This is a genomic window from Nocardioides sp. CCNWLW239 (assembly GCF_037137035.1).
Taxonomy (GTDB): Bacteria; Actinomycetota; Actinomycetes; order Propionibacteriales; family Nocardioidaceae; genus Nocardioides.
The window spans coordinates 309,241-327,421 of the sequence record NZ_JBBBNW010000006.1 but is presented as its reverse complement, the minus strand read 5'-3'; the positions used below and the strand labels follow the sequence as shown (position 1 = coordinate 327,421).

Genomic DNA, 18,181 nt, shown 5'->3' with positions numbered 1-18,181 from the left:
GAAGTGCCAGGCGCATAGACTCGACCCGATGAGTGAGACTCCCGCGCCGCGCCTGGCGGCCACGATCGAGGAGGTCTGGGAAGCGCTGCAGTCGCGCTGGCCCGAGACCCGGCTCGAGCCCTCCCTGGACCGGATCCGTGCCCTGCTCGAGATCCTCGGCGATCCGCAGAACGCGTTCCGGATCATCCAGCTGACCGGCACCAACGGCAAGACCTCCACCTCCCGGATGATCGACACGCTGCTGCGGTCGCTGGACCTGCGCGTGGGCCGGTTCACCTCGCCGCACGTGGAGCGGGTCAACGAGCGGATCTCCATCGACGGCGAGCCGCTGGACGATGACGAGTTCGTGGCCGCGTTCAACGACGTCGCGCACTATCTCGGCATGGTCGACGACGACCAGCCGCACCCGCTGTCGTTCTTCGAGACGATGGTCGGGATGGCGTACGCCAAGTTCGCCGAGGCTCCGGTCGACGTCGCCGTGGTCGAGGTCGGGCTGGGCGGAGGCTGGGACGCCACCAACGTGGCCGACGCCGACGTGGCCGTGGTGACGCCGATCGCGGTCGACCACGCGAAATACCTGGGTGACACGCCCGTCGCCATCGCCCGTGAGAAGGCCGGGATCATCAAGCCCGGGGCCGTCGCGGTGATCGCCGAGCAGACCGTCGAGGTCGCCGCTGTGCTGGACGAGCACGCGGCCGAGGTCGGCGCCCGGCTGCTGTGGGAGGGCACCGACTACGCGGTCGTGTCCCGGACGCCGGCCGTCGGCGGACAGATCATCACGCTGCGCGGGCTGCGTGGGACGTACGAGGATCTGTTCCTGCCGCTCTACGGTGCCCACCAGGCGCAGAACGCAGCGGCCGCCTTGGCCGCGGTCGAGGCGTTCCTCGGTGAGACCGTGCTCTCCGACGAGGTCGTGCGCGACGCGTTCGCCAAGGTCGACTCACCCGGACGGCTGGAGATCGTGCGATCGTCCCCGACGATCCTGCTCGACGCCGCCCACAACCCGGCCGGTGCCGAGGCGACCGTCGCGGCACTCGAGGACTCCTTCTCGTTCTCCGGCGTCGTCGGGGTCATCGGCGTGATGGGGGACAAGGACGTCGAGGGCCTGCTCGCGGCGTTCGAGCCTGCGCTGGAGCACCTCGTCGTCACCCAGAACTCCACCGAGCGGGCGCTGCCGGCCGTCGATCTCGGCAAGATCGCCGTCGAGATCTACGGCGAGGAGCGGGTCTCGGTGGTGCCCCGTCTCGCCGACGCCATCGATGCGGCGATGGGCCTGTCGGAGTCCTCCGGAGGCGGCTCGATCTCGGAGGGCGCGGTGCTCGTCACCGGCTCCGTGGTGACCGCAGGAGAGGCGCGTACGTTGCTGGGGACTCGCGGCTCCTCCGCCGCCTCGGCCGCCACCGCGCGGGTCGTGCCGACCGAGGACCCCGAGCTGGAGGCCTACCTGGAGGCGGACGCCGATGACGACTGAGCGCGAGAAGTCCCCACGGCGGGGGATGTGCGCGGCGATCGTGTCGATGGAGGGGCTCGCAGTCGCGCTGGCCGCGCCGGTGATGATCTCGATCGGCGGGGTCTCCGCCGCGCTGGCACTCCCGCTGGGTCTCGGGTTCTTCGTGGCCTGCATCCTCGTGGCCGGCATGCTGCGCCGACCGTGGGCCTACTGGCTCGGCTGGGCGCTGCAGGTCGTCGCGATCGGGATGGGCTTCCTGATCTCGATCATGTTCGTCGTCGGTGTGATCTTCGCGGTCCTGTGGGGCCTGGCCGACATCCTCGGGCGCAAGATCGAGCGTGAGCGAGCTGCCGCGTTCGAGGCGTTCGACCGGATCGTCGCCGAGGAATCGGCCGAGGATTCCGCCGAGGATTCCGCCGAGGATTCCGCCGAGGAATCGGCCGGTGGCGAGGCCGGACCCAGGTAGGTTGGCGGCCGTGGAGGAGCCCGACGAGCTGCAGATGGCGACCGACGAGACCGCGACCGACTGGGCGCTGTGCCCGGCGTGCGGCAACGCGCTGGTGCTACGGCGTCCGCGGACGCGGACGGCTCATTACGCGCACAAGGCCGGTGAGTCGTGCCGACTGGTCGGCGCGCAGCTGCGGCGCACCAGCTCCGGGTGGGCGGTCGGTGGCGGCGAGGACGACCCGGACAGCCTGGAGAACCTCTTCGATTTGATCGAGGACGACGGGTCGGCCTAGACGACCCGCTCCACGAGCGCCCCGGTGACGGCCGTGAGCGCCTGGTCCAGCTCGACGTCGCTGACCCCGCCGAAGCCGATCACCAACCCGGTCAGACCGCTGCTGCGGGCGTAGGTAGAGAGCAGGTTGATCTCGAAGCCGGCCGCTGCCGCGGCGTCGCGTGCCCGCACCGCGTCGGTCTCGGGCAGCAGCCACGTGGAGTACATCCCGGCCAGCGGCCCGGCGAGCGTGGCGTACGGGCTCATCGCCTCGGCCACCCTCGGCGCGCGCTCGGCGTAGACACGCCGAGCCGACCGCACCGCCTTGTCGAGCCAGCCGTCGCGGAGCAGGGTGAGCAGCGCGCGTTGCGAGGGCCAGGCAGCGCCGGCGTGGGTGATGGTCCGGCGGCGCAGGATCAGCTCGTGCAGCTCGGCCGGCGCGACCAGCCAACCCAGGCGAAGCGTCGGCACCACCGATTTCGCGGCGGTCCCGAGATAGACCACCCGTTCGCGGTCCAGGGTCGCCATCGCGGGCACCGGCGCGACGTCGTAGCGGAACTCCGAGTCGTAGTCGTCCTCGATCACCACCGCGTCCGCCCGTCGGGCGGCCTCGAGAAGGGCCAGCCTGTCCGCGGCCGGCATCACTCGTCCCAGCGGATGCTGGTGCGCCGGAGTCACGTACGCGGCCACCGCATCCCCCAGGTCGCGGACCGTCTCCACAGCGGGCAGGTCGACGACCTCGCGACCATAGGTGAGCACCGTCTCGGCCGCGGCCCGGTAACCCGGATCCTCGACCGCGACCGGTCCCGGTCGCAGCTCGGGGAGGAGGGCACGGAGCCCGTCGGTGGTCCCCGCGGTCACGACGATCTCGTCGGGGTGGAGCTCGAGGCCGCGCGTACGCCCCAGTCGCGCCGCCAGCGCCTCGCGCAGCTCGGGCAGCCCGCGCGGGTCGTCGTAGCCGCGTGGCGGAGCGGTCGCCGAGACCTCCCGCCACGCCCGTCGCCAGCCCGGCTCCAGTCGCGGGTCGAAGAACGGCGTGCCCGTATCCAGCCGAGACGAGCGGGGCGAGGCCGAGCGAGGGAGGGACCGCGCGGAGCGTGCAGGCGCCACCCCTGTCGGCCGAGTGGTCACCCGCGGTGCGACCGCGGTCGTGGTGCGGGTCATCGTGACGTAGGTCCCGGACCCGGGCCGGGCCTCGGTCCACCCCTCGGCGGTGAGCTGGTCGTAGGCCTGCTCGGTCACGGCACGGGAGACACCCAGGTCTGCGGCGAGCGCACGGCTCGAGGGCAGCCGGTCGCCGGCCGTGAGGGTGCCGGACAGCACCAGGGAGCGGACCTGTGCGGCGAGCTGGGCGGGGAGCGGCTCTGTGGTGGTGCGGTCGAGGGTCACGGGAAGCATGGATCAATGGCCTGTCGGAGTTGATGAGAATTGGCCCGTGCGTGCAGGCCACTTCGCTATCAGGATGGTGCCATGAGCACGACGTTGTCACCCACCCCACGCACCCGGGTCACTCGCGGCAAGAACCGCGCCGTCCCCGACCGCGAGCGCCTGCACACCTTCCTGGGCGAGGCGCTTGTCGCCCACCTCGGCGTCACCGTCGGGAGCGGCGAGGACGCTCACCCGGTCGTCCTGCCCACGGCGTACGGCTTCGATCTCGACGGCCCGGACGCGGGCGGGTCCCTCTATCTGCACGGCTCGGTCGCCGCCGGCTGGCTCGGTCGGGCGCTCGAGCGCGAGGTGTGCGTCACGATCACCGAGCTCGACGGGCTGGTCGCGGCACGCAGCGGATTCCATCACTCGATGAACTACCGTTCCGCGGTCGTCATCGGGCGTCCGCGTCTGGTCGAGGACCCGGACGAACGCGAACGGGCCCTCGCGCTGGTCGTCGACCAGATGATCCCCGGCCGCTGGGCGACGCTGCGCCCCGCGACCCGCAAGGAGATGGCGGCGACCGCCGTGGTCGCCCTCCCGCTCGCCGAGGCCTCGATGAAGGCGCGGGCCGAAGGTCCGGTCGACGACCCGGAGGACATCGACGCCGGGACCTGGGCCGGCGTGATCCCGATCCACCGGGTCGCCGGTGCCCCGATCACCGCCGACGACGCGAAGACGGCGCCGGTCCCGCCCGATGTCGTCCGCCGCGCTGCCCAGCTGGGCGCCCGGTAGCCCGAGGAGTCTCGGCCTGCTCACCGGCTCAGCGAGCTGGATCGCCAGAACAGCCAACCCGAGACCGCGAACATGGCGGCGTACATCGCGCTGACCATCACGATGTCGCGGGCTCCGTCGAGGTCGTCGTGGAGCCCGGCCGCGATCGCGATCAGGCCGATGACGAAGGTGACGAGGGCGGCAGCGCCGACGGCGAACGCCATCCCGCGCGCCCGGAAGCGGGCGACGAGGCCACCGAGGACGACGAGGCCGATGGGGACGAGATACATCATGTCCGCGCGCCCGCCGTCGCCGATGATCCCGAGCGCGCCTGCGCCGAGGACGAGGAGCATCGCGGTGCCGACGGTGGCGATCCCGCCGAGGACGTACAGGTTCTTCGAGGTCATGATCCGAACCTAGGCCGCGGAGCCGGGAGGATGCGGGGAGGAGATGTGCAGGTCCTGTGCAGATCTCCTCCCCGGCGGTCGCGGGGCTTAGGAGAGACCCGCGCGGCGCAGGGCGTCGGCCATCGCGCTGTTGGCGGGAGGCGGGCCCGATCGACCCTGCGGGCGGCCGCCGCCCTTGCCGCGCGACTGGCTCTTGCCGCCACCGCCACCGCCGCCGCCACCGCGCTGACCGCGGTTGCCGCCGGTGGACTTCGGCTCACCCGGCGCCGGTGCGTCGTCGGTGAGACGGAGCGTGAGCGAGATCCGCTTGCGGGCCTCGTCGACCTCCATCACCTTCACCCGGACCACGTCGCCGGAGCGGACCACGTCACGCGGGTCCTCGACGAACTTGTCCGACATCGCGGAGATGTGGACGAGGCCGTCCTGGTGGACGCCGATGTCGACGAAGGCACCGAAAGCGGCCACATTGGTGACCGTGCCCTCCAGCACCATGCCCGGGCGCAGGTCGGAGACGGCGTGCACCGAGTCGTCGAAGGTCGCCGTCTTGAACTCCGGGCGCGGGTCACGTCCGGGCTTCTCGAGCTCGGCGAGGATGTCCGTCACGGTCGGCAGACCGAACGTCTCGTCGACGAACTCCGCGGGCTTCAGCGACTTCAGCACCCGGGTGTTGCCGATCACCGACCCGATGTCGGCCGAGGCCTTGTCGAGGATGCGCTTCACGACCGGGTAGGACTCCGGGTGCACGCCGGACTGGTCGAGCGGGTCGTCGCCGCCTCGGATCCGGAGGAACCCGGCCGCCTGCTCGAACGCCTTCGGGCCGAGCCGCGCCACCTTGGTGAGCTCGCGGCGGGTCCGGAAGGGGCCGTTGGCGTCGCGGTGCGCGACGATCGCCGACGCGAGCGACTCGGTGATCCCCGAGACCCGGCGCAGCAGGGGAGCGGAGGCGGTGTTGAGGTCGACCCCGACGCCGTTCACACAGTCCTCGACGACGGCGTCCAGCGACTTCGACAACCCGTATTCCGGGAGGTCGTGCTGATATTGCCCGACGCCGATCGACTTCGGCTCGATCTTCACCAGCTCGGCCAGCGGGTCCTGGAGGCGGCGCGCGATCGAGACCGCGCCTCGCAGCGACACGTCGAGATCGGGCAGCTCGGCGGAGGCGTAGGCCGAGGCGGAGTAGACCGAGGCGCCTGCCTCGGAGACCATCACCTTGGTCATCTTCTGGTCCGGCAGCAGCTTGAGCAGGTCGGCGGCGAGCTTGTCGGTCTCGCGCGAGGCGGTGCCGTTGCCGATCGCGATCAGGTCGACCTTGTGCTTCGTGCACAGCCTCGCCAGGGTCGCCAGCGCGCCATCCCAGTCACGCCGCGGCTCGTGCGGGTAGACCGTCGAGGTGTCGACCACCTTCCCGGTCGCGTCGACCACAGCCACCTTCACGCCCGTCCGGATGCCCGGGTCGAGGCCCATCGTGGCCCGCGTGCCGGCCGGCGCGGCCAGCAGCAGATCACGCAGGTTGTCGGCGAAGACCGCGATCGCGGCCTCCTCGGCGGCGGTGCGGATCCGGGTGCGCATGTCGAGCTCGAGGCGGAAGAGGATCCGGGTGCGCCACGCCCACCGCACCGTCTCGGCCAGCCACTTGTCGGCCGGTCGGCCGGAGTCGGTGATCCCGAAACGAGAGGCGATCGAGCGCTCGTAGTCGGTCACCACGCCCGCCTCCGGCTCCTCGGCGTAGGGAGACAGGGTGACGTCGAGGACCTCCTCCTTCTCCGCACGGAGCACGGCCAGGGTGCGGTGCGAGGGCAGCGACGCGTAGGACTCGGAGAACTCGAAGTAGTCGGAGAACTTCGCCGCCGCCGGATCGTTCTCGCGACCCTCGCGGACGCGGGTCACCAGTCGACCCTGCTTCCACATCCGCTCGCGCAGGGTGCCGATCAGGTCGGCGTCCTCGCCGAACCGCTCGACCAGGATCGCGCGGGCGCCATCGAGCGCGGCCTTGGCGTCCGCGACGTTCTCCCCGAGGTATTTCTCGGCCTCGACGGCGGGATCCAGCGACGGGTCCGCCAGCAGCCCGTCGGCCAGCGGCTCGAGCCCGTTCTCGCGGGCGATCATCGCCTTCGTACGCCGCTTCGGCTTGAACGGCAGGTAGATGTCCTCCAGCCGCGCCTTGGTGTCGGCGGCGAGGATCGAGGCCTGCAGCTCGGGGGTGAGCTTGTCCTGCTTCGCGATCTCGGCGAGCACGGCCGCGCGCCGCTCCTCGAGGTCGCGCAGGTAGCCGAGCCGCTCCTCCAGCGTACGCAGCTGGGCGTCGTCGAGGCCGCCGGTCACCTCCTTGCGGTAGCGCGCGATGAACGGCACCGTCGAGCCCTCGTCGAGCAGGGCGACCGCGGCTGCCACCTGCGCCGGGCGCACCCCGAGGTCTTCGGCGATGCGGGCCGGGATGGCGGCCATCGAGTCTGCGAGGGTCGGAGCTGATGGGGTTGTCGTCACGGGTCGTCATCCTGCCGCATCCCACCGACACTCTCTCAACACGGCTCAGCCTCGACAGGCCCGAACGTGCCTGGACGTGCCCGCCCCGATACCCTCACCCCATGACGCAGCGCACGTTCGTGATCCTGAAGCCCGACGCCGTCCGCCGGGGCCTGGTGGGGGAGATCCTGTCCCGCTACGAGGCCAAGGGCCTCTCGATCGTGAAGCTGGAGCACCGCACCATCGAAGCGGGCCTGGCCGACGAGCACTACGCCGAGCACGTCGAGCAGCCGTGGTACCCGCCGCTGCGTGACTTCGTCACCTCCGGCCCGCTCGTCGCCGCCGTCCTCGAGGGCGACGAGGCGATCGAGGTCGTCCGCGCCCTCAACGGCGCCACCGACGGCCGCAAGGCCGCGCCGGGGACCATCCGCGGCGACCTCTCGCTCTCCAACCGCGAGAACCTCGTCCACGGTTCCGACTCTCCTGAGTCCGCCGACCGTGAGATCAAGCTCTGGTTCGGCGCCTGAGCAACGACTCCGAGATCGCCCCGGTAGCCCTACCGGGGCGATCTCGCTTTTGGTGGGAACACGAAGCGGCCCGCGCGATCTGCGGTGCCCGCCGAGACGCCTCTCACCGGCCTCGGTGAGCCGTTCCGCAACACCCGGTGAACACCGGCATCCCCTGGTTCGGTGACGTGGACACACCCCGTATCGTTGCGGTTTCGGCGAGCCTCTCCGGTTTGAGGCTCACACCTTCGTAGCCTCGTCGGCAGGCCCGCATCCTGCAGCACAGATCCCCGACGCGGCGCCCCGGGAACGCGAGGACGTATGGCGAGCATCATTGGACGCGACATGGCGGTGGACCTCGGCACCGCAAACACCCTCGTCTACGTCCGCGGCAAGGGTGTCCTTGTCGACGAGCCGAGTGTGGTCGCGCTCAACAAGTTCACCGGCGAGATGGTCGCCGTCGGCCATGAGGCCAAGAAGATGCTGGGACGTACGCCTGACGACATCGTCGCGCTGCGGCCGCTGAAGGACGGCGTGATCGCCGACTTCGAGGCGACCGAGCAGATGCTCCGCTACTTCATCCAGCAGGTCCACCGGCGTCGCTACTTCGCGAAGCCGCGGATGGTCATCTGCGTCCCGTCGGGCATCACCGCGGTCGAGATCCGTGCGGTGAAGGAGGCCGGCTACCAGTCCGGCGCCCGGATGGTGAACATCATCGAGGAGCCGATGGCGGCGGCGATCGGCGCCGGGCTCCCGGTGCACCTGCCGACCGGCAACATGGTCGTCGACATCGGTGGCGGCACCACCGAGGTCGCGGTGATCAGCCTCGGCGGCATCGTGACGAGCCAGTCGATCCGGACCGCCGGCCACCAGCTCGACAACGCGATCATGACCTGGCTCAAGAAGGAGCATGCCCTGCTCCTGGGCGAGCGCACCGCCGAGGAGGTCAAGATGACCCTCGGGTCGGTCTGGCCGCTGCCCAACGAGCCCGAGGCCGAGATCCGCGGCCGCGACATGGTCAGTGGCCTGCCGCGCACCGTGAGCGTCTCCAGCGCGGAGGTGCGCAAGGCGATCGAGGAGCCGCTGCACGACATCTTCGACGCGGTCCGGTCCACGCTCGACCAGACGCCGCCAGAGCTGGCCGGGGACATCATGGACCGCGGCATCGTGCTCACCGGCGGCGGCGCCCTCCTCCGCGGGCTCGACGAGCGCCTGCGCCACGAGACAGGGATGCCCGTCCACATCGCCGAGTCCCCGCTGACCTCGGTCGCGATGGGCGCCGGCCGCTGCGTCGAGGACTACGACGTGCTCCGCCCCGTCCTGGTGAACGAGAACAGGAGATGGTGACGTGTCGTTGTTGAGCCCCCGGCCGAGCGAGCGTCTGCGCAAAGGGCTGGAACAGCGCAAAGGCCCTCCGCCCATGGTCCGTACGCCGCGGGAGCGGCTCAACCGCCGCGGCAGCCTCGAGACGAAGTCCGGCGGCGGTCCACGGCGCTCCTGGCTGGTCGTGCTCGTGCTGTGCTGCGCGACCCTGGCCACGCTCGACCAGACCCCCGTCCTGGAGCCGGCCCGCACCGCGGTCGGTGAGGTGCTCTCGCCGCTGGAGACCGGCGCGGCGATGGTGGCCCGTCCGTTCACCGGGGTCCCGGAGTGGTTCGACACCCGGGACGACCTCCGTGAGCGGCTCACCGAGCTGGAGGCCGAGAACTCCACGTTGCGCCGCCAGCTCGAGGTCACCGACTACGGCCGGGCCAAGCTCGCCGAATACGAGTCGATCACCCGCGCGGCCGACGACCTCGGCTACGCCCTGGTCCCGGCCCGGGTGACCGCCTTCGGCCCCGCCCAGACCTTCAACCGCACCGTCACCATCGATGCCGGAAGCGCTGCCGGGATCAAGTCCGACATGTCAGTCGTGACCGGGGACGGCCTGGTCGGCCGCGTCCTCCGGGTCACCAAGACGAGCGCCACCGTCCTGCTGATCGTCGATGCCGCCTCGGTCGTCGGCGGCCGGGTCGGCGGTGCCGACCGCAGCGGCAAGAAGTCGGGCCAGGTCGGTATGGTCCGGGGCTCCGGCGTGGTCGCCGGCGGCTCCGACGCCGGCCTGCTGGCCCTCGACCTCGTCGACCAGACCGCCGCCCCGCTCAAGGGGGAGACGGTCGTCACCTGGGGTGACGGCCGAGCCGCTCCCTACGTCTCCGGGCTGCCGATCGGCGAGGTGACCGACACCTTCGAGAGCGTGCGCGACTCCTCGCGGACGGTGCGGATCAAGCCGTACGTCGACTTCGGCTCGCTCGACGTCGTCGGTGTGGTGGTTCCCGGCGACACCGTGAGCGACCGAGCCCTGATCACGCCGGAGGGGGAGCTGCGATGAGCGAGCGCCAGCGAGCGAACCAGACGATCAACACGCCACCGCGCCCGTGTTCTGGCGCTTGCGCTACGGGGGTGGTGGCGTGAGCGAGCGCCAGCGAGCGAACCAGACGATCAACACGCCACCGCGCCCGTATTCTGGCGCTTGCGCTACGGGGGTGGTGGCGTGAGCGAGATGGAAGCACGCACGGGTGGCGCTGCACCGGTGCTGCGCAACGTACTGGTCGGCCTCCTGATCGTGATCGCGGTCGTCCTCCAGCTGAGCGTGGCCCCGGCCTTCGCCATCCGCGGCATCACCCCCGACCTGGCCCTCCTGGTCGTCGTCGCGGTCGCGCTGACCCGGGGCGGGCAGGCCGGCATGGTGACCGGGTTCGCGGCCGGCGTACTCCTCGATCTGGCGCCGCCCGCCGATCACACCGCGGGCCGATGGGCGCTCGCGCTGCTGATCGTCGGCTACGTCGCCGGTCGGGTACGCGAAGGCAGCATCGCCCACAGCGGCCAGGGCCGCCCGAACGCGATGACCGTGATGATCACGGTGGCCTGCTGCGCGTTCATCGGGGTCAGCATCTTCGCGGTCAGCGGCCTGATCCTCGGTGAGGCGCCGCTGACGCTGCTGCCGACCGTGGCCATCAGCGTGGGCTATGACCTGCTGCTGGCGCCGCTGCTGATCCCGACACTGCTGTGGCTGATCGGTAAGGGGGACTGACATGGGGCTGAGCAGGTCTCGACGCGCGCGGCTCCCCACCGCGCAGGTCAGCCGGCTGAGGCTGATCGTGATCCAGGCGCTCGTCTTCTCGCTGCTGGCCACGCTCGGGGTCCGGCTCTTCTACCTGCAGGTGCGCCACGGCGACGCCTACCAGGCCGCCGCCGCCTCGCAGTCCAAGCGCGAGATCGTGCGTCAGCCGGTGCGCGGCATCATCGTCGACGCCCAGGGCCGGCCGATGGTGACCAACCGCTCGGCCTGGGTGGTCAGTCTCGACCTCGGCGTGCTCGACGGGCTGGAGGAGGCGGACCGCAAGACGCTGATGCAGCGCGTCGCCAAGGCCGTGGACGTGTCCCCGAAGAAGCAGAACGACGCGATCGCCAACTGGTCCGGCACCCGCTACCAGCCGGTCCCGATCGCCACCGACGTCTCCGAGTCGACCGCGCTGCGCATCCTCGAGCAGCCCGAGGACTTCCCGGGGGTGGTCGCGGAGAAGCAGACGCTGCGCTCCTACCCGAGCCCCTTCGGCATCAACGCCGCCGGCGTGCTCGGTTACCTCTCGCCGATCACCGAGGACGAGAACAAGGACGCCCGAGAACGCGGCGACGAGTCGCTCAACATCACCTCGATGGTGGGGCGCTCCGGCGTGGAGAAGGAGTACGACCAGTGGCTGCGCGGGATGCCCGGCTACGACACGGTCACCGTCGACTCGCTGGGCCGTGAGATCGGTCGCGGCGACTCGGTCGCCTCCCAGCCCGGGGACACCCTGGTGACCAGCATCGACGCCAAGGTGCAGGCCCGGGCCGAGAAGCTGCTCGCCGAGTCGATCGAGACGGCGCGCAACACCTTCGACAAGATCACCGGCCGCAACTTCGAGGCCGACTCCGGCTCGGTCGTGGTCATGGAGGCGCAGACCGGCCGGCTGGTCGCGATGGCCAACCAGCCGACGTATGACCCGGAGGAGTGGGTCGGCGGGATCACCCAGAAGCAGCTCGACCGGCTCTACTCCGAGAAGGCGGGCTACCCGCTGTTGCCACGGGCGACGCAGGGTCAGTTCGCGCCGGGCTCGACGTGGAAGCCGTTCATGACGGTCGGCGCGCTCAACAACGGCTACAGCCGCGACACCCTGCTCAACTGTTCCAGCGGGCTCCAGGTGGGCAACCGGGTGTTCAAGAACTACGAGTCGGGCGCCTACGGCTACATCGACTTCGCCAAGGCGCTCCAGGTCTCCTGCAACACGTTCTTCTATCAGGTCGGGGTCCACTACTGGCAGAAGTACGGCTCGAACCCGGCCAACGTCAACGCCAAGGACCCGCTGGTCGAGACCGCCAAGGCCTTCGGCTTCGGCAAGCGCACCGGCATCGACCTGCCCGGCGAGTCGTCAGGCCGGATCGCGGACCGGAAGTGGAAGGCCGAGTACTACCAGGCCATGAAGGGCTACTACTGCCGGATGGACGAGAAGAAGAACGCTCCGTCCCAGTTCCTGCAGCTGTTCGCCCACGAGTTCTGCATCGAGGGCAACTACTACCGCACGGGCGACGCGGTGAACTTCTCCATCGGCCAGGGCGACACCATGGTCACCCCGATCCAGCTCGCCCGCGCCTACGCCTCGCTGGCCAACGGCGGCACTCTCTACGAGCCCCGGATCGGGAAGGCGGTCGTCGGCGCCGACGGCACCGTGGTCGAGAAGATCGACCCGAAGGTCGCCGGCAAGGTCAAGATGTCGGCCAAGAGCATCGACTACGTCAACGAGGCGCTGCTCGGCACCCCCCAGTCTGGCTCCCTGGCCTGGAAGTTCGGCGGGTTCCCGCTCGACGAGGTGAAGGTGCGCGGCAAGACCGGCACCGCCGAGGTCACCGGCAAGCAGACGACCGGCTGGGTCGCGACGTACAACAAGAAGTACGTCGTCATCATGACGATCTCCCAGGGTGGCACCGGCTCCGGCTCGGTCGGCGACTCCGTGCGCAAGCTGTGGGAGTCGCTCTACGGCATCGAGGAGGGTGGTGCCGAGGTCAGGCCGGACAAGGCCGCGATCAAGGGCATCGACCCGCCGAAGAACCTGCCGGTGTTCGGCACCGACGGCTCGATCGTCGCGCCGAAGGGGTGAGGGGCACAGCATGAAGAACGATGTGATGGCCTTCGTACGCCGCATCGACCTGGTCCTCCTGGGCGCGGTGCTGGTCCTGGTGTCGCTCTCGACGCTGCTGGTCTGGTCCGCGACCATCCACCGTGACGCGATCACCGGCGGTGACCCCACAGCCTATCTGCGCAAGCAGATGATCAACGTGGCGGCTGGTCTGGTGCTGATGGTGGGCGTGGTCGCCACCAATCATCGCTGGGTCCGGTTGCTGACGCCGGTGGTCTACTTGGGCGCAGTGGTCGGCCTGGTGCTGGTGCTCGTGATGGGGTCGACGATCAACGGCTCGAAGTCGTGGGTGATCCTCGGGCCGGTGCAGGTCCAGCCCTCCGAGCTGGCGAAGCTGGCCGTGGTCATCGCGATGGCTCTGGTGCTCGCCGAGCGCAGCGAGGGCCGCTGGCAGGCCCGGGTGTCGCTGGGAGACGTGGTCGCGATGATCCTGGTCGCCGCGGTGCCGATCGCGCTCGTCATGCTCCAGCCCGACCTCGGCACCACGCTTGTGCTCGGCGTGACCGTCTTCTGCGTCCTCGCGGCGGCGGGGACGCCGCGACGGTGGCTGGCGCTGCTCGCCCTGATCGGCGCGGCCGGTGCCACCATCGTCGTCGCGGCAGGGGTGCTGAAGCAGTACCAGATCAACCGGTTCATGGCGTTCACCGATCCGTCGCTGGACCCGCGCGGTGCGGGTTACAACGTGCAGCAGGCCCGGATCGCGATCGGTGACGGCGGCATCTTCGGCCAGGGGCTGTTCCAGGGATCGCAGGTCCGGGCGGGCTTCGTCCCCGAGCAGCAGACCGACTTCATCTTCACGGTCGTCGGCGAGGAGCTCGGTCTGGTGGGCTCGCTCCTGGTGATCGCGCTGATCGGGGTCGTGCTGTGGCGCGGGCTGCGGATCGCGGCGCGCACCGACGACCTCTTCGGACGGGTCGCCGCCGCCGGGATCGTGTGCTGGCTCGGTATCCAGAGCTTCCAGAACATCGGGATGTGCCTGGGCATCATGCCGGTCACCGGGGTGCCGCTGCCGTTCCTCTCCTACGGCGGTTCCTCGATGATCTCGGTGCTGCTCGCGGTGGGTCTGCTGCTCGGCATCTCGGGCCGTTCGCGGCGCACCGGTCTGGACCGGTCCGGACCACTTCAGGACCTCCGCTCGCGTGATCGCCTGCAGGTTGCTGCAGTGCGAAAAGATGCCGCGTTTCATCGAAATTAAACTCGATTACGTTCCCTCCCGGTTGCCCTACAGGGCATCCGTGTGACCCCTTGCAGCCTCAACCCGAGGCTGCTTGACGACGGGAGCAGCAATCATGAACCGACCCCACAGAGCCCACGGTCGCGGGCTCCGCTTCGACAGAGCACAGCGCCTCGGCGCGCTGGCCGCCGCGACGGTGACGGCCGTCGGTGCGGCCACCGCCATCCTCGCCATGTCCGGCCCGGCCGGCGCGGCCGACAGCCCGGCACCGCTGATCGGTGCCGAGAAGCCGACGGCCATCGACAACTCCTACATCGTGGTGATGAAGGGCAACGGCTCGGCCGCCAAGGCCAACGCCGCCGACGCCCGCGCGCTCGCCAAGGAGAAGGGTGGCTCGGTGAAGTACGCCTATGACAAGGCGATCACCGGGTTCTCCGCCACGCTCGACGCCGATGCGCTCGACGCGCTCCGCAACGACCCCGACGTCGACTACGTCGAGGCCAACCAGACCGTGAAGGCCAGCGGCGACCAGGCCAACCCCACCTGGGGCCTCAACCGGATCGACCAGCGCAACCTGCCCCTGAACTCGAACTACCACTACGACTACACCGGCTCGGGGGTGAAGGCCTACATCATCGACACCGGCATCCGCTCCGCGCACGCGGACTTCGGCGGCCGGGTGACCTCCGGCTACACCGCCATCGGATCGAGCACCGAGGACGAGAACGGCCACGGCACCCACGTCGCCGGCACCGTCGGCGGGTCGACGTACGGCGTCGCCAAGAACGTCACGCTCGTGCCCGTCCGCGTGCTCGACGCCTCCGGTTCCGGCACGACCGCCGGTGTCATCGCAGGTGTGAACTGGGTGACCTCCAACCACACCTCCGGTCCCGCGGTTGCCAACATGTCGCTCGGCGGCGGGGTCTCCTCGACGCTCGACACCGCCGTGTCCAACTCCATCGCCGACGGCGTCACCTACGCCGTGGCGGCGGGCAACGACTACGGCGCCAACGCCTGCAACGGCTCGCCCTCGCGTGTGGCCGCGGCGCTGACCGTCGGCTCGACGACCAGCACCGATGCCAAGTCGGACTTCTCCAACATCGGCTCGTGCCTCGACCTGTTCGCCCCGGGCTCGTCGATCACCTCGGCGTGGCACACCTCCAACACCGCGACCAACACCATCTCCGGTACGTCGATGGCGACCCCGCACGTCGCGGGTGTGGCCGCGCTCTACCTCCAGGCACACCCGACGGCGTCGGCCTCCTCCGTCGCGTCGGCGATCGTCTCCAACGCCACCACCGGCGTCGTCACCTCTCCCGGGACCGGCTCTCCCAACCGCCTTCTCTACTCGCTGTGGAGCGGTGGCACCGACCCGACGGATCCGCCGACCACCGGCAACCTGCTGGTCAACCCGGGCTTCGAGTCCGGCGCGACCGGGTGGAGCTCGTCCTCGGGCGTGATCGACAGCTCGAGCGGTGCCCCGGCGCGTACGGGTTCTTACAAGGCATGGCTGAACGGCTACGGCACCGCGCGCACCGACACGTTGTCGCAGTCGGTCACGCTGCCCGCGACCGGAAAGACCCTGTCGTTCTACCTCCGGGTGATCACCAACGAGACGACCACCTCGACGGCCTACGACAAGCTGACCGTCAAGATCGGCTCGACGACGCTGGCGACCTACTCGAACCTGAACGCGAGCTCCTCGTACGCGTTGAAGTCGTTCTCCCTCGGCGCCTACGCGGGTAGCACCGTGACGCTGACGTTCACCGGGACGGAGGACTCCTCGCTCGGGACCAGCTTCCTGATCGACGACACCTCGATCGCCTGATCGCCTGCCTCGCTCAGCCGGGCCGCTCGCGTAACGCGAGCGGCCCGGTGCGTCGGTAACAGGGCCGTTCCTCCCTTGTCTCCAGGCTGTTTACAGGTGTTCACCTTCGCTGTCTGCGGGTTGCTGCAATGCGAAGAGTTGGGTCGTTACCTCACCTGTGTAACGTGATTACGTGGTTGCCCGAACGCTTCGGGTTGCGGCCGTAGGGAGGGCGCAAGGCGTTCACGGCGGTCCTACAGGACCGCACGATGACGGGAGTCAGAACGTGTTCCGAACCATGAAGAACCGTGCCATCAAGACGCCGGCGGTCATCTCCGCCGTAGCTGTGGGAGCAGCAGCGTCGGCGATGGCTTTCACCGTCCCGGCCGGTGCCGCGGACAGTCCGGCGCCGCTGCGCGGAGCGGACTCCTCGACCGCGATCGAGGGTCAGTACATCGTCGTGATGAAGAAGCAGGGTCGCAGCGACGTCGCGAAGTCCGAGGCGAAGTCGGTCCGCAGCGACGCCCGCGCCGCCGGTGGCGACGTACGAGAGGTCTACAACACCGCCTTCAACGGTTTCTCCGCCGCGCTCGACAAGGATGCGCTCGCCGAGGTCCGCGACAACCCGGACGTCGCCTACGTGCAGGCCAACCACCGCTACACCACCCAGGGCGACCAGGCCGACCCGACCTGGGGTCTGGACCGCGTCGACCAGGCCGCGCTGCCGCTCGACAAGAACTACCACTACGAGCAGACCGGGGCGGGCGTGACCGCCTACATCATCGACACGGGCGTCGCGACCGACCACCCGGAGTTCAGCGGCCGGATCGGGGAAGGCTTCGACGCCGTCGACGGCGACACCGACCCGAGCGACGGCAACGGCCACGGCACCCACGTCGCGGGCACCGTCGCCGGCACCACCTACGGCCTCGCCAAGGAGGCCACGATCGCACCGGTCCGGGTGCTCGACGACCAGGGCTCCGGCACCACCGAGGGCGTCGTCGCGGGAATCGAGTGGGTCACCGAGAACCACACCGACGGCCCGGCCGTCGCCAACATGTCGCTCGGCGGCGGGAACGACCCCGCTCTCGACGCGGCCGTCCAGGCCTCGATCGCCGACGGTGTGACCTACGCCGTCGCGGCCGGCAACGAGAGCGCCGACGCCTGCGGTTCCTCCCCGGCGGCGGTTCCGGAGGCGATCACCGTCGGTGCCACCGACGACACCGACACCGCCGCGGACTTCTCCAACACCGGTGAGTGCCTCGACCTCTTCGCTCCCGGCGTCGACATCACCTCGGCCTGGAACGACGGTGCGACCAACACCATCTCCGGTACGTCGATGGCGACGCCGCACGTCGCCGGCGCTGCGGCGCTCTTCCTCGAGGCGAACCCGTCGGCCACCCCGGCCGACGTCGCGACGGGCCTGACCGGCGCCGGAACTCCTGACGTGGTCATCAACCCGGGCACCGGTTCGCCGAACCTGCTGCTCACCACGCTGTTCTGATCCGGCTGCGCTGACCTGAGGTGTGGGGCCGTTTCGGGGGAACGGCCCCACACCTCAGTCCTGTCCCGGCTTGGTCCAGGCGATGGTGTGCCGGAATCCGAGGCGATGCCGGAGCCTGGCGCCGGGCATGAGGTCGAGGACGATCTCCCGGAGCTCGTCGAAGGACAGGTCGGGTTCCTTGACCGGGAACGGGGCGGTGGACGGGGTGGTGTCGGACGGCCACGGATGCTTGACGTAGCCGATCACTGGGTTCGTCACGGCGGAGGCGAGATCCCACAGGTGGTCGGTCGGGCTCTGCGGAGGGGCGAGTCCGACCGCCAGGAACCGTCCGCCCGGCGCGAGGAGGCGACGCACCTCGGTGAGTGCGGTGGCGACATCGAGGTGGTGCAGCACCGCGACCATGGTGACCAGGTCGACCGGCTCCTCGACCCAGGTGCCGTCGTGGACGGTGACGTTGGACAGTCCGGCGCAACGGGTCGCGGCCTGACCTCTCATCGCGCCGTCGCGATCGGTGCCATGGACGGCCGCGAACTTCGGCGAGAGCGCGGCCAGCAGCTCGCCTCGGCCGCACCCCACGTCCAGCGCGGTCCCTCGCCGGGCGGGAAGGTTGGCCAGGATCCAGCTGTGGAAGTGGTCGTTGTGGCTCCAGGGATGACGCGCGTTGAGCGTCGCCATGGTGTCCGACACAGCGCCGCCGGCGAACTGTTCGGCCCACGCTCGCAATGCCATGACGTCATTCTTACCCGCTGGCGCCGGGGAGATGGCCCGGCGGCGCGAGGTTTGGTGGGGGAGTC

General features: G+C 70.1%; 16 protein-coding genes. 12 read left to right on the top strand and 4 right to left on the bottom strand.

Annotated elements, in window-relative coordinates; translation table 11 throughout:
- The first annotated feature begins 28 nt into the window (after nucleotides 1-28).
- The 3 genes from WBG06_RS22190 to WBG06_RS22180 are packed head-to-tail and all read left to right on the top strand — an operon-like array spanning nucleotide 29 to nucleotide 2,190.
- Nucleotides 29-1,471 (top strand): bifunctional folylpolyglutamate synthase/dihydrofolate synthase, encoded by a 1,443-nt coding sequence (locus WBG06_RS22190; protein ID WP_336739323.1) that lies wholly within the window; start codon nucleotides 29-31, stop codon nucleotides 1,469-1,471.
- Nucleotides 1,461-1,916 carry a DUF4233 domain-containing protein gene (locus WBG06_RS22185; protein WP_336739321.1) on the top strand — a complete coding sequence of 152 codons (456 nt, stop codon included), beginning with the start codon at nucleotides 1,461-1,463 and terminating at the stop codon, nucleotides 1,914-1,916. The genes WBG06_RS22190 and WBG06_RS22185 overlap by 11 nt, the downstream gene beginning before the upstream one ends.
- A 10-nt stretch (nucleotides 1,917-1,926) precedes the next feature.
- A complete protein-coding gene (locus WBG06_RS22180) occupies nucleotides 1,927-2,190 on the top strand; it encodes a competence protein CoiA family protein (RefSeq protein ID WP_336739319.1) in 264 nt (87 codons plus the stop codon).
- On the opposite strand, the gene pdxR is transcribed toward WBG06_RS22180, so the two are convergent.
- Nucleotides 2,187-3,566, bottom strand: a complete 1,380-nt coding sequence (gene pdxR / locus WBG06_RS22175) for a MocR-like pyridoxine biosynthesis transcription factor PdxR (RefSeq protein WP_336739317.1) — start codon at nucleotides 3,564-3,566, stop codon at nucleotides 2,187-2,189. The two genes, WBG06_RS22180 and pdxR, sit on opposite strands and share 4 nt — an antisense overlap.
- Before the next feature lie 72 nt (nucleotides 3,567-3,638).
- On the opposite strand from pdxR, the gene WBG06_RS22170 reads away from it, so the two are divergent.
- Nucleotides 3,639-4,331 carry a pyridoxamine 5'-phosphate oxidase family protein gene (locus tag WBG06_RS22170; protein ID WP_336739315.1) on the top strand — a complete coding sequence of 231 codons (693 nt, stop codon included), beginning with the start codon at nucleotides 3,639-3,641 and terminating at the stop codon, nucleotides 4,329-4,331.
- Between the two features lie 20 nt (nucleotides 4,332-4,351).
- Here the strand turns inward: WBG06_RS22170 and WBG06_RS22165 are convergent, their stop codons facing one another.
- On the bottom strand, nucleotides 4,352-4,717 hold the full coding sequence (locus tag WBG06_RS22165; RefSeq protein ID WP_336739313.1) for a hypothetical protein: 366 nt from the start codon (nucleotides 4,715-4,717) through the stop codon (nucleotides 4,352-4,354).
- Between the two features lie 87 nt (nucleotides 4,718-4,804).
- Complete coding sequence (locus WBG06_RS22160) at nucleotides 4,805-7,201, bottom strand: Tex family protein (RefSeq protein WP_336739311.1); 2,397 nt, start codon at nucleotides 7,199-7,201, stop codon at nucleotides 4,805-4,807.
- 101 nt (nucleotides 7,202-7,302) lie between these two features.
- Here WBG06_RS22160 and ndk point away from each other — a divergent pair, with 101 nt between their 5' ends.
- From ndk to WBG06_RS22120, 8 genes are all read left to right on the top strand, one after another.
- A complete protein-coding gene (gene ndk, locus WBG06_RS22155; protein ID WP_336739309.1) occupies nucleotides 7,303-7,707 on the top strand; it encodes a nucleoside-diphosphate kinase in 405 nt (134 codons plus the stop codon).
- 300 nt (nucleotides 7,708-8,007) lie between these two features.
- Nucleotides 8,008-9,033 carry a rod shape-determining protein gene (locus WBG06_RS22150; protein WP_336739307.1) on the top strand — a complete coding sequence of 342 codons (1,026 nt, stop codon included), beginning with the start codon at nucleotides 8,008-8,010 and terminating at the stop codon, nucleotides 9,031-9,033.
- A gap of 1 nt (nucleotide 9,034) precedes the next feature.
- On the top strand, nucleotides 9,035-10,057 hold the full coding sequence (gene mreC / locus WBG06_RS22145; RefSeq protein ID WP_336739305.1) for a rod shape-determining protein MreC: 1,023 nt from the start codon (nucleotides 9,035-9,037) through the stop codon (nucleotides 10,055-10,057).
- 171 nt (nucleotides 10,058-10,228) lie between these two features.
- Nucleotides 10,229-10,759, top strand: coding sequence for a rod shape-determining protein MreD (gene mreD, locus WBG06_RS22140; protein WP_336739357.1), 531 nt, complete (start codon nucleotides 10,229-10,231; stop codon nucleotides 10,757-10,759).
- Nucleotide 10,760: 1 nt separating this feature from the next.
- Nucleotides 10,761-12,863 (top strand): penicillin-binding protein 2, encoded by a 2,103-nt coding sequence (gene mrdA / locus WBG06_RS22135; protein ID WP_336739303.1) that lies wholly within the window; start codon nucleotides 10,761-10,763, stop codon nucleotides 12,861-12,863.
- Nucleotides 12,864-12,873: 10 nt separating this feature from the next.
- Complete coding sequence (rodA, locus tag WBG06_RS22130; protein WP_336739301.1) at nucleotides 12,874-14,097, top strand: rod shape-determining protein RodA; 1,224 nt, start codon at nucleotides 12,874-12,876, stop codon at nucleotides 14,095-14,097.
- Between the two features lie 94 nt (nucleotides 14,098-14,191).
- Entirely contained in the window at nucleotides 14,192-15,904 is a 1,713-nt protein-coding gene (locus tag WBG06_RS22125; protein WP_336739299.1) for a S8 family peptidase, read from the top strand.
- 277 nt (nucleotides 15,905-16,181) lie between these two features.
- Nucleotides 16,182-17,387 carry a S8 family peptidase gene (locus WBG06_RS22120; protein WP_336739297.1) on the top strand — a complete coding sequence of 402 codons (1,206 nt, stop codon included), beginning with the start codon at nucleotides 16,182-16,184 and terminating at the stop codon, nucleotides 17,385-17,387.
- A 54-nt stretch (nucleotides 17,388-17,441) separates the two neighbouring features.
- On the opposite strand, the gene WBG06_RS22115 is transcribed toward WBG06_RS22120, so the two are convergent.
- The gene (locus WBG06_RS22115; RefSeq protein ID WP_336739295.1) at nucleotides 17,442-18,116 is read right to left on the bottom strand and encodes a class I SAM-dependent methyltransferase; all 675 of its coding nucleotides are present in this window, start codon (nucleotides 18,114-18,116) and stop codon (nucleotides 17,442-17,444) included.
- Between the last annotated feature and the right edge of the window lie 65 nt (nucleotides 18,117-18,181).

What these genes read in the sequence shown, in the direction of transcription:
- WBG06_RS22190 (WP_336739323.1), top strand. Translation starts at nt 29, where the DNA reads ATGAGTGAGACTCCCGCGCCGCGCCTGGCGGCCACGATCGAGGAGGTC.
- WBG06_RS22185 (WP_336739321.1), top strand. Translation starts at nt 1,461, where the DNA reads ATGACGACTGAGCGCGAGAAGTCCCCACGGCGGGGGATGTGCGCGGCG.
- pdxR (WP_336739317.1), bottom strand. Translation starts at nt 3,566, where the DNA reads ATGCTTCCCGTGACCCTCGACCGCACCACCACAGAGCCGCTCCCCGCC.
- WBG06_RS22170 (WP_336739315.1), top strand. Translation starts at nt 3,639, where the DNA reads ATGAGCACGACGTTGTCACCCACCCCACGCACCCGGGTCACTCGCGGC.
- WBG06_RS22165 (WP_336739313.1), bottom strand. Translation starts at nt 4,717, where the DNA reads ATGACCTCGAAGAACCTGTACGTCCTCGGCGGGATCGCCACCGTCGGC.
- ndk (WP_336739309.1), top strand. Translation starts at nt 7,303, where the DNA reads ATGACGCAGCGCACGTTCGTGATCCTGAAGCCCGACGCCGTCCGCCGG.
- WBG06_RS22150 (WP_336739307.1), top strand. Translation starts at nt 8,008, where the DNA reads ATGGCGAGCATCATTGGACGCGACATGGCGGTGGACCTCGGCACCGCA.
- mreD (WP_336739357.1), top strand. Translation starts at nt 10,229, where the DNA reads ATGGAAGCACGCACGGGTGGCGCTGCACCGGTGCTGCGCAACGTACTG.
- mrdA (WP_336739303.1), top strand. Translation starts at nt 10,761, where the DNA reads ATGGGGCTGAGCAGGTCTCGACGCGCGCGGCTCCCCACCGCGCAGGTC.
- rodA (WP_336739301.1), top strand. Translation starts at nt 12,874, where the DNA reads ATGAAGAACGATGTGATGGCCTTCGTACGCCGCATCGACCTGGTCCTC.
- WBG06_RS22125 (WP_336739299.1), top strand. Translation starts at nt 14,192, where the DNA reads ATGAACCGACCCCACAGAGCCCACGGTCGCGGGCTCCGCTTCGACAGA.
- WBG06_RS22120 (WP_336739297.1), top strand. Translation starts at nt 16,182, where the DNA reads ATGAAGAACCGTGCCATCAAGACGCCGGCGGTCATCTCCGCCGTAGCT.
- WBG06_RS22115 (WP_336739295.1), bottom strand. Translation starts at nt 18,116, where the DNA reads ATGGCATTGCGAGCGTGGGCCGAACAGTTCGCCGGCGGCGCTGTGTCG.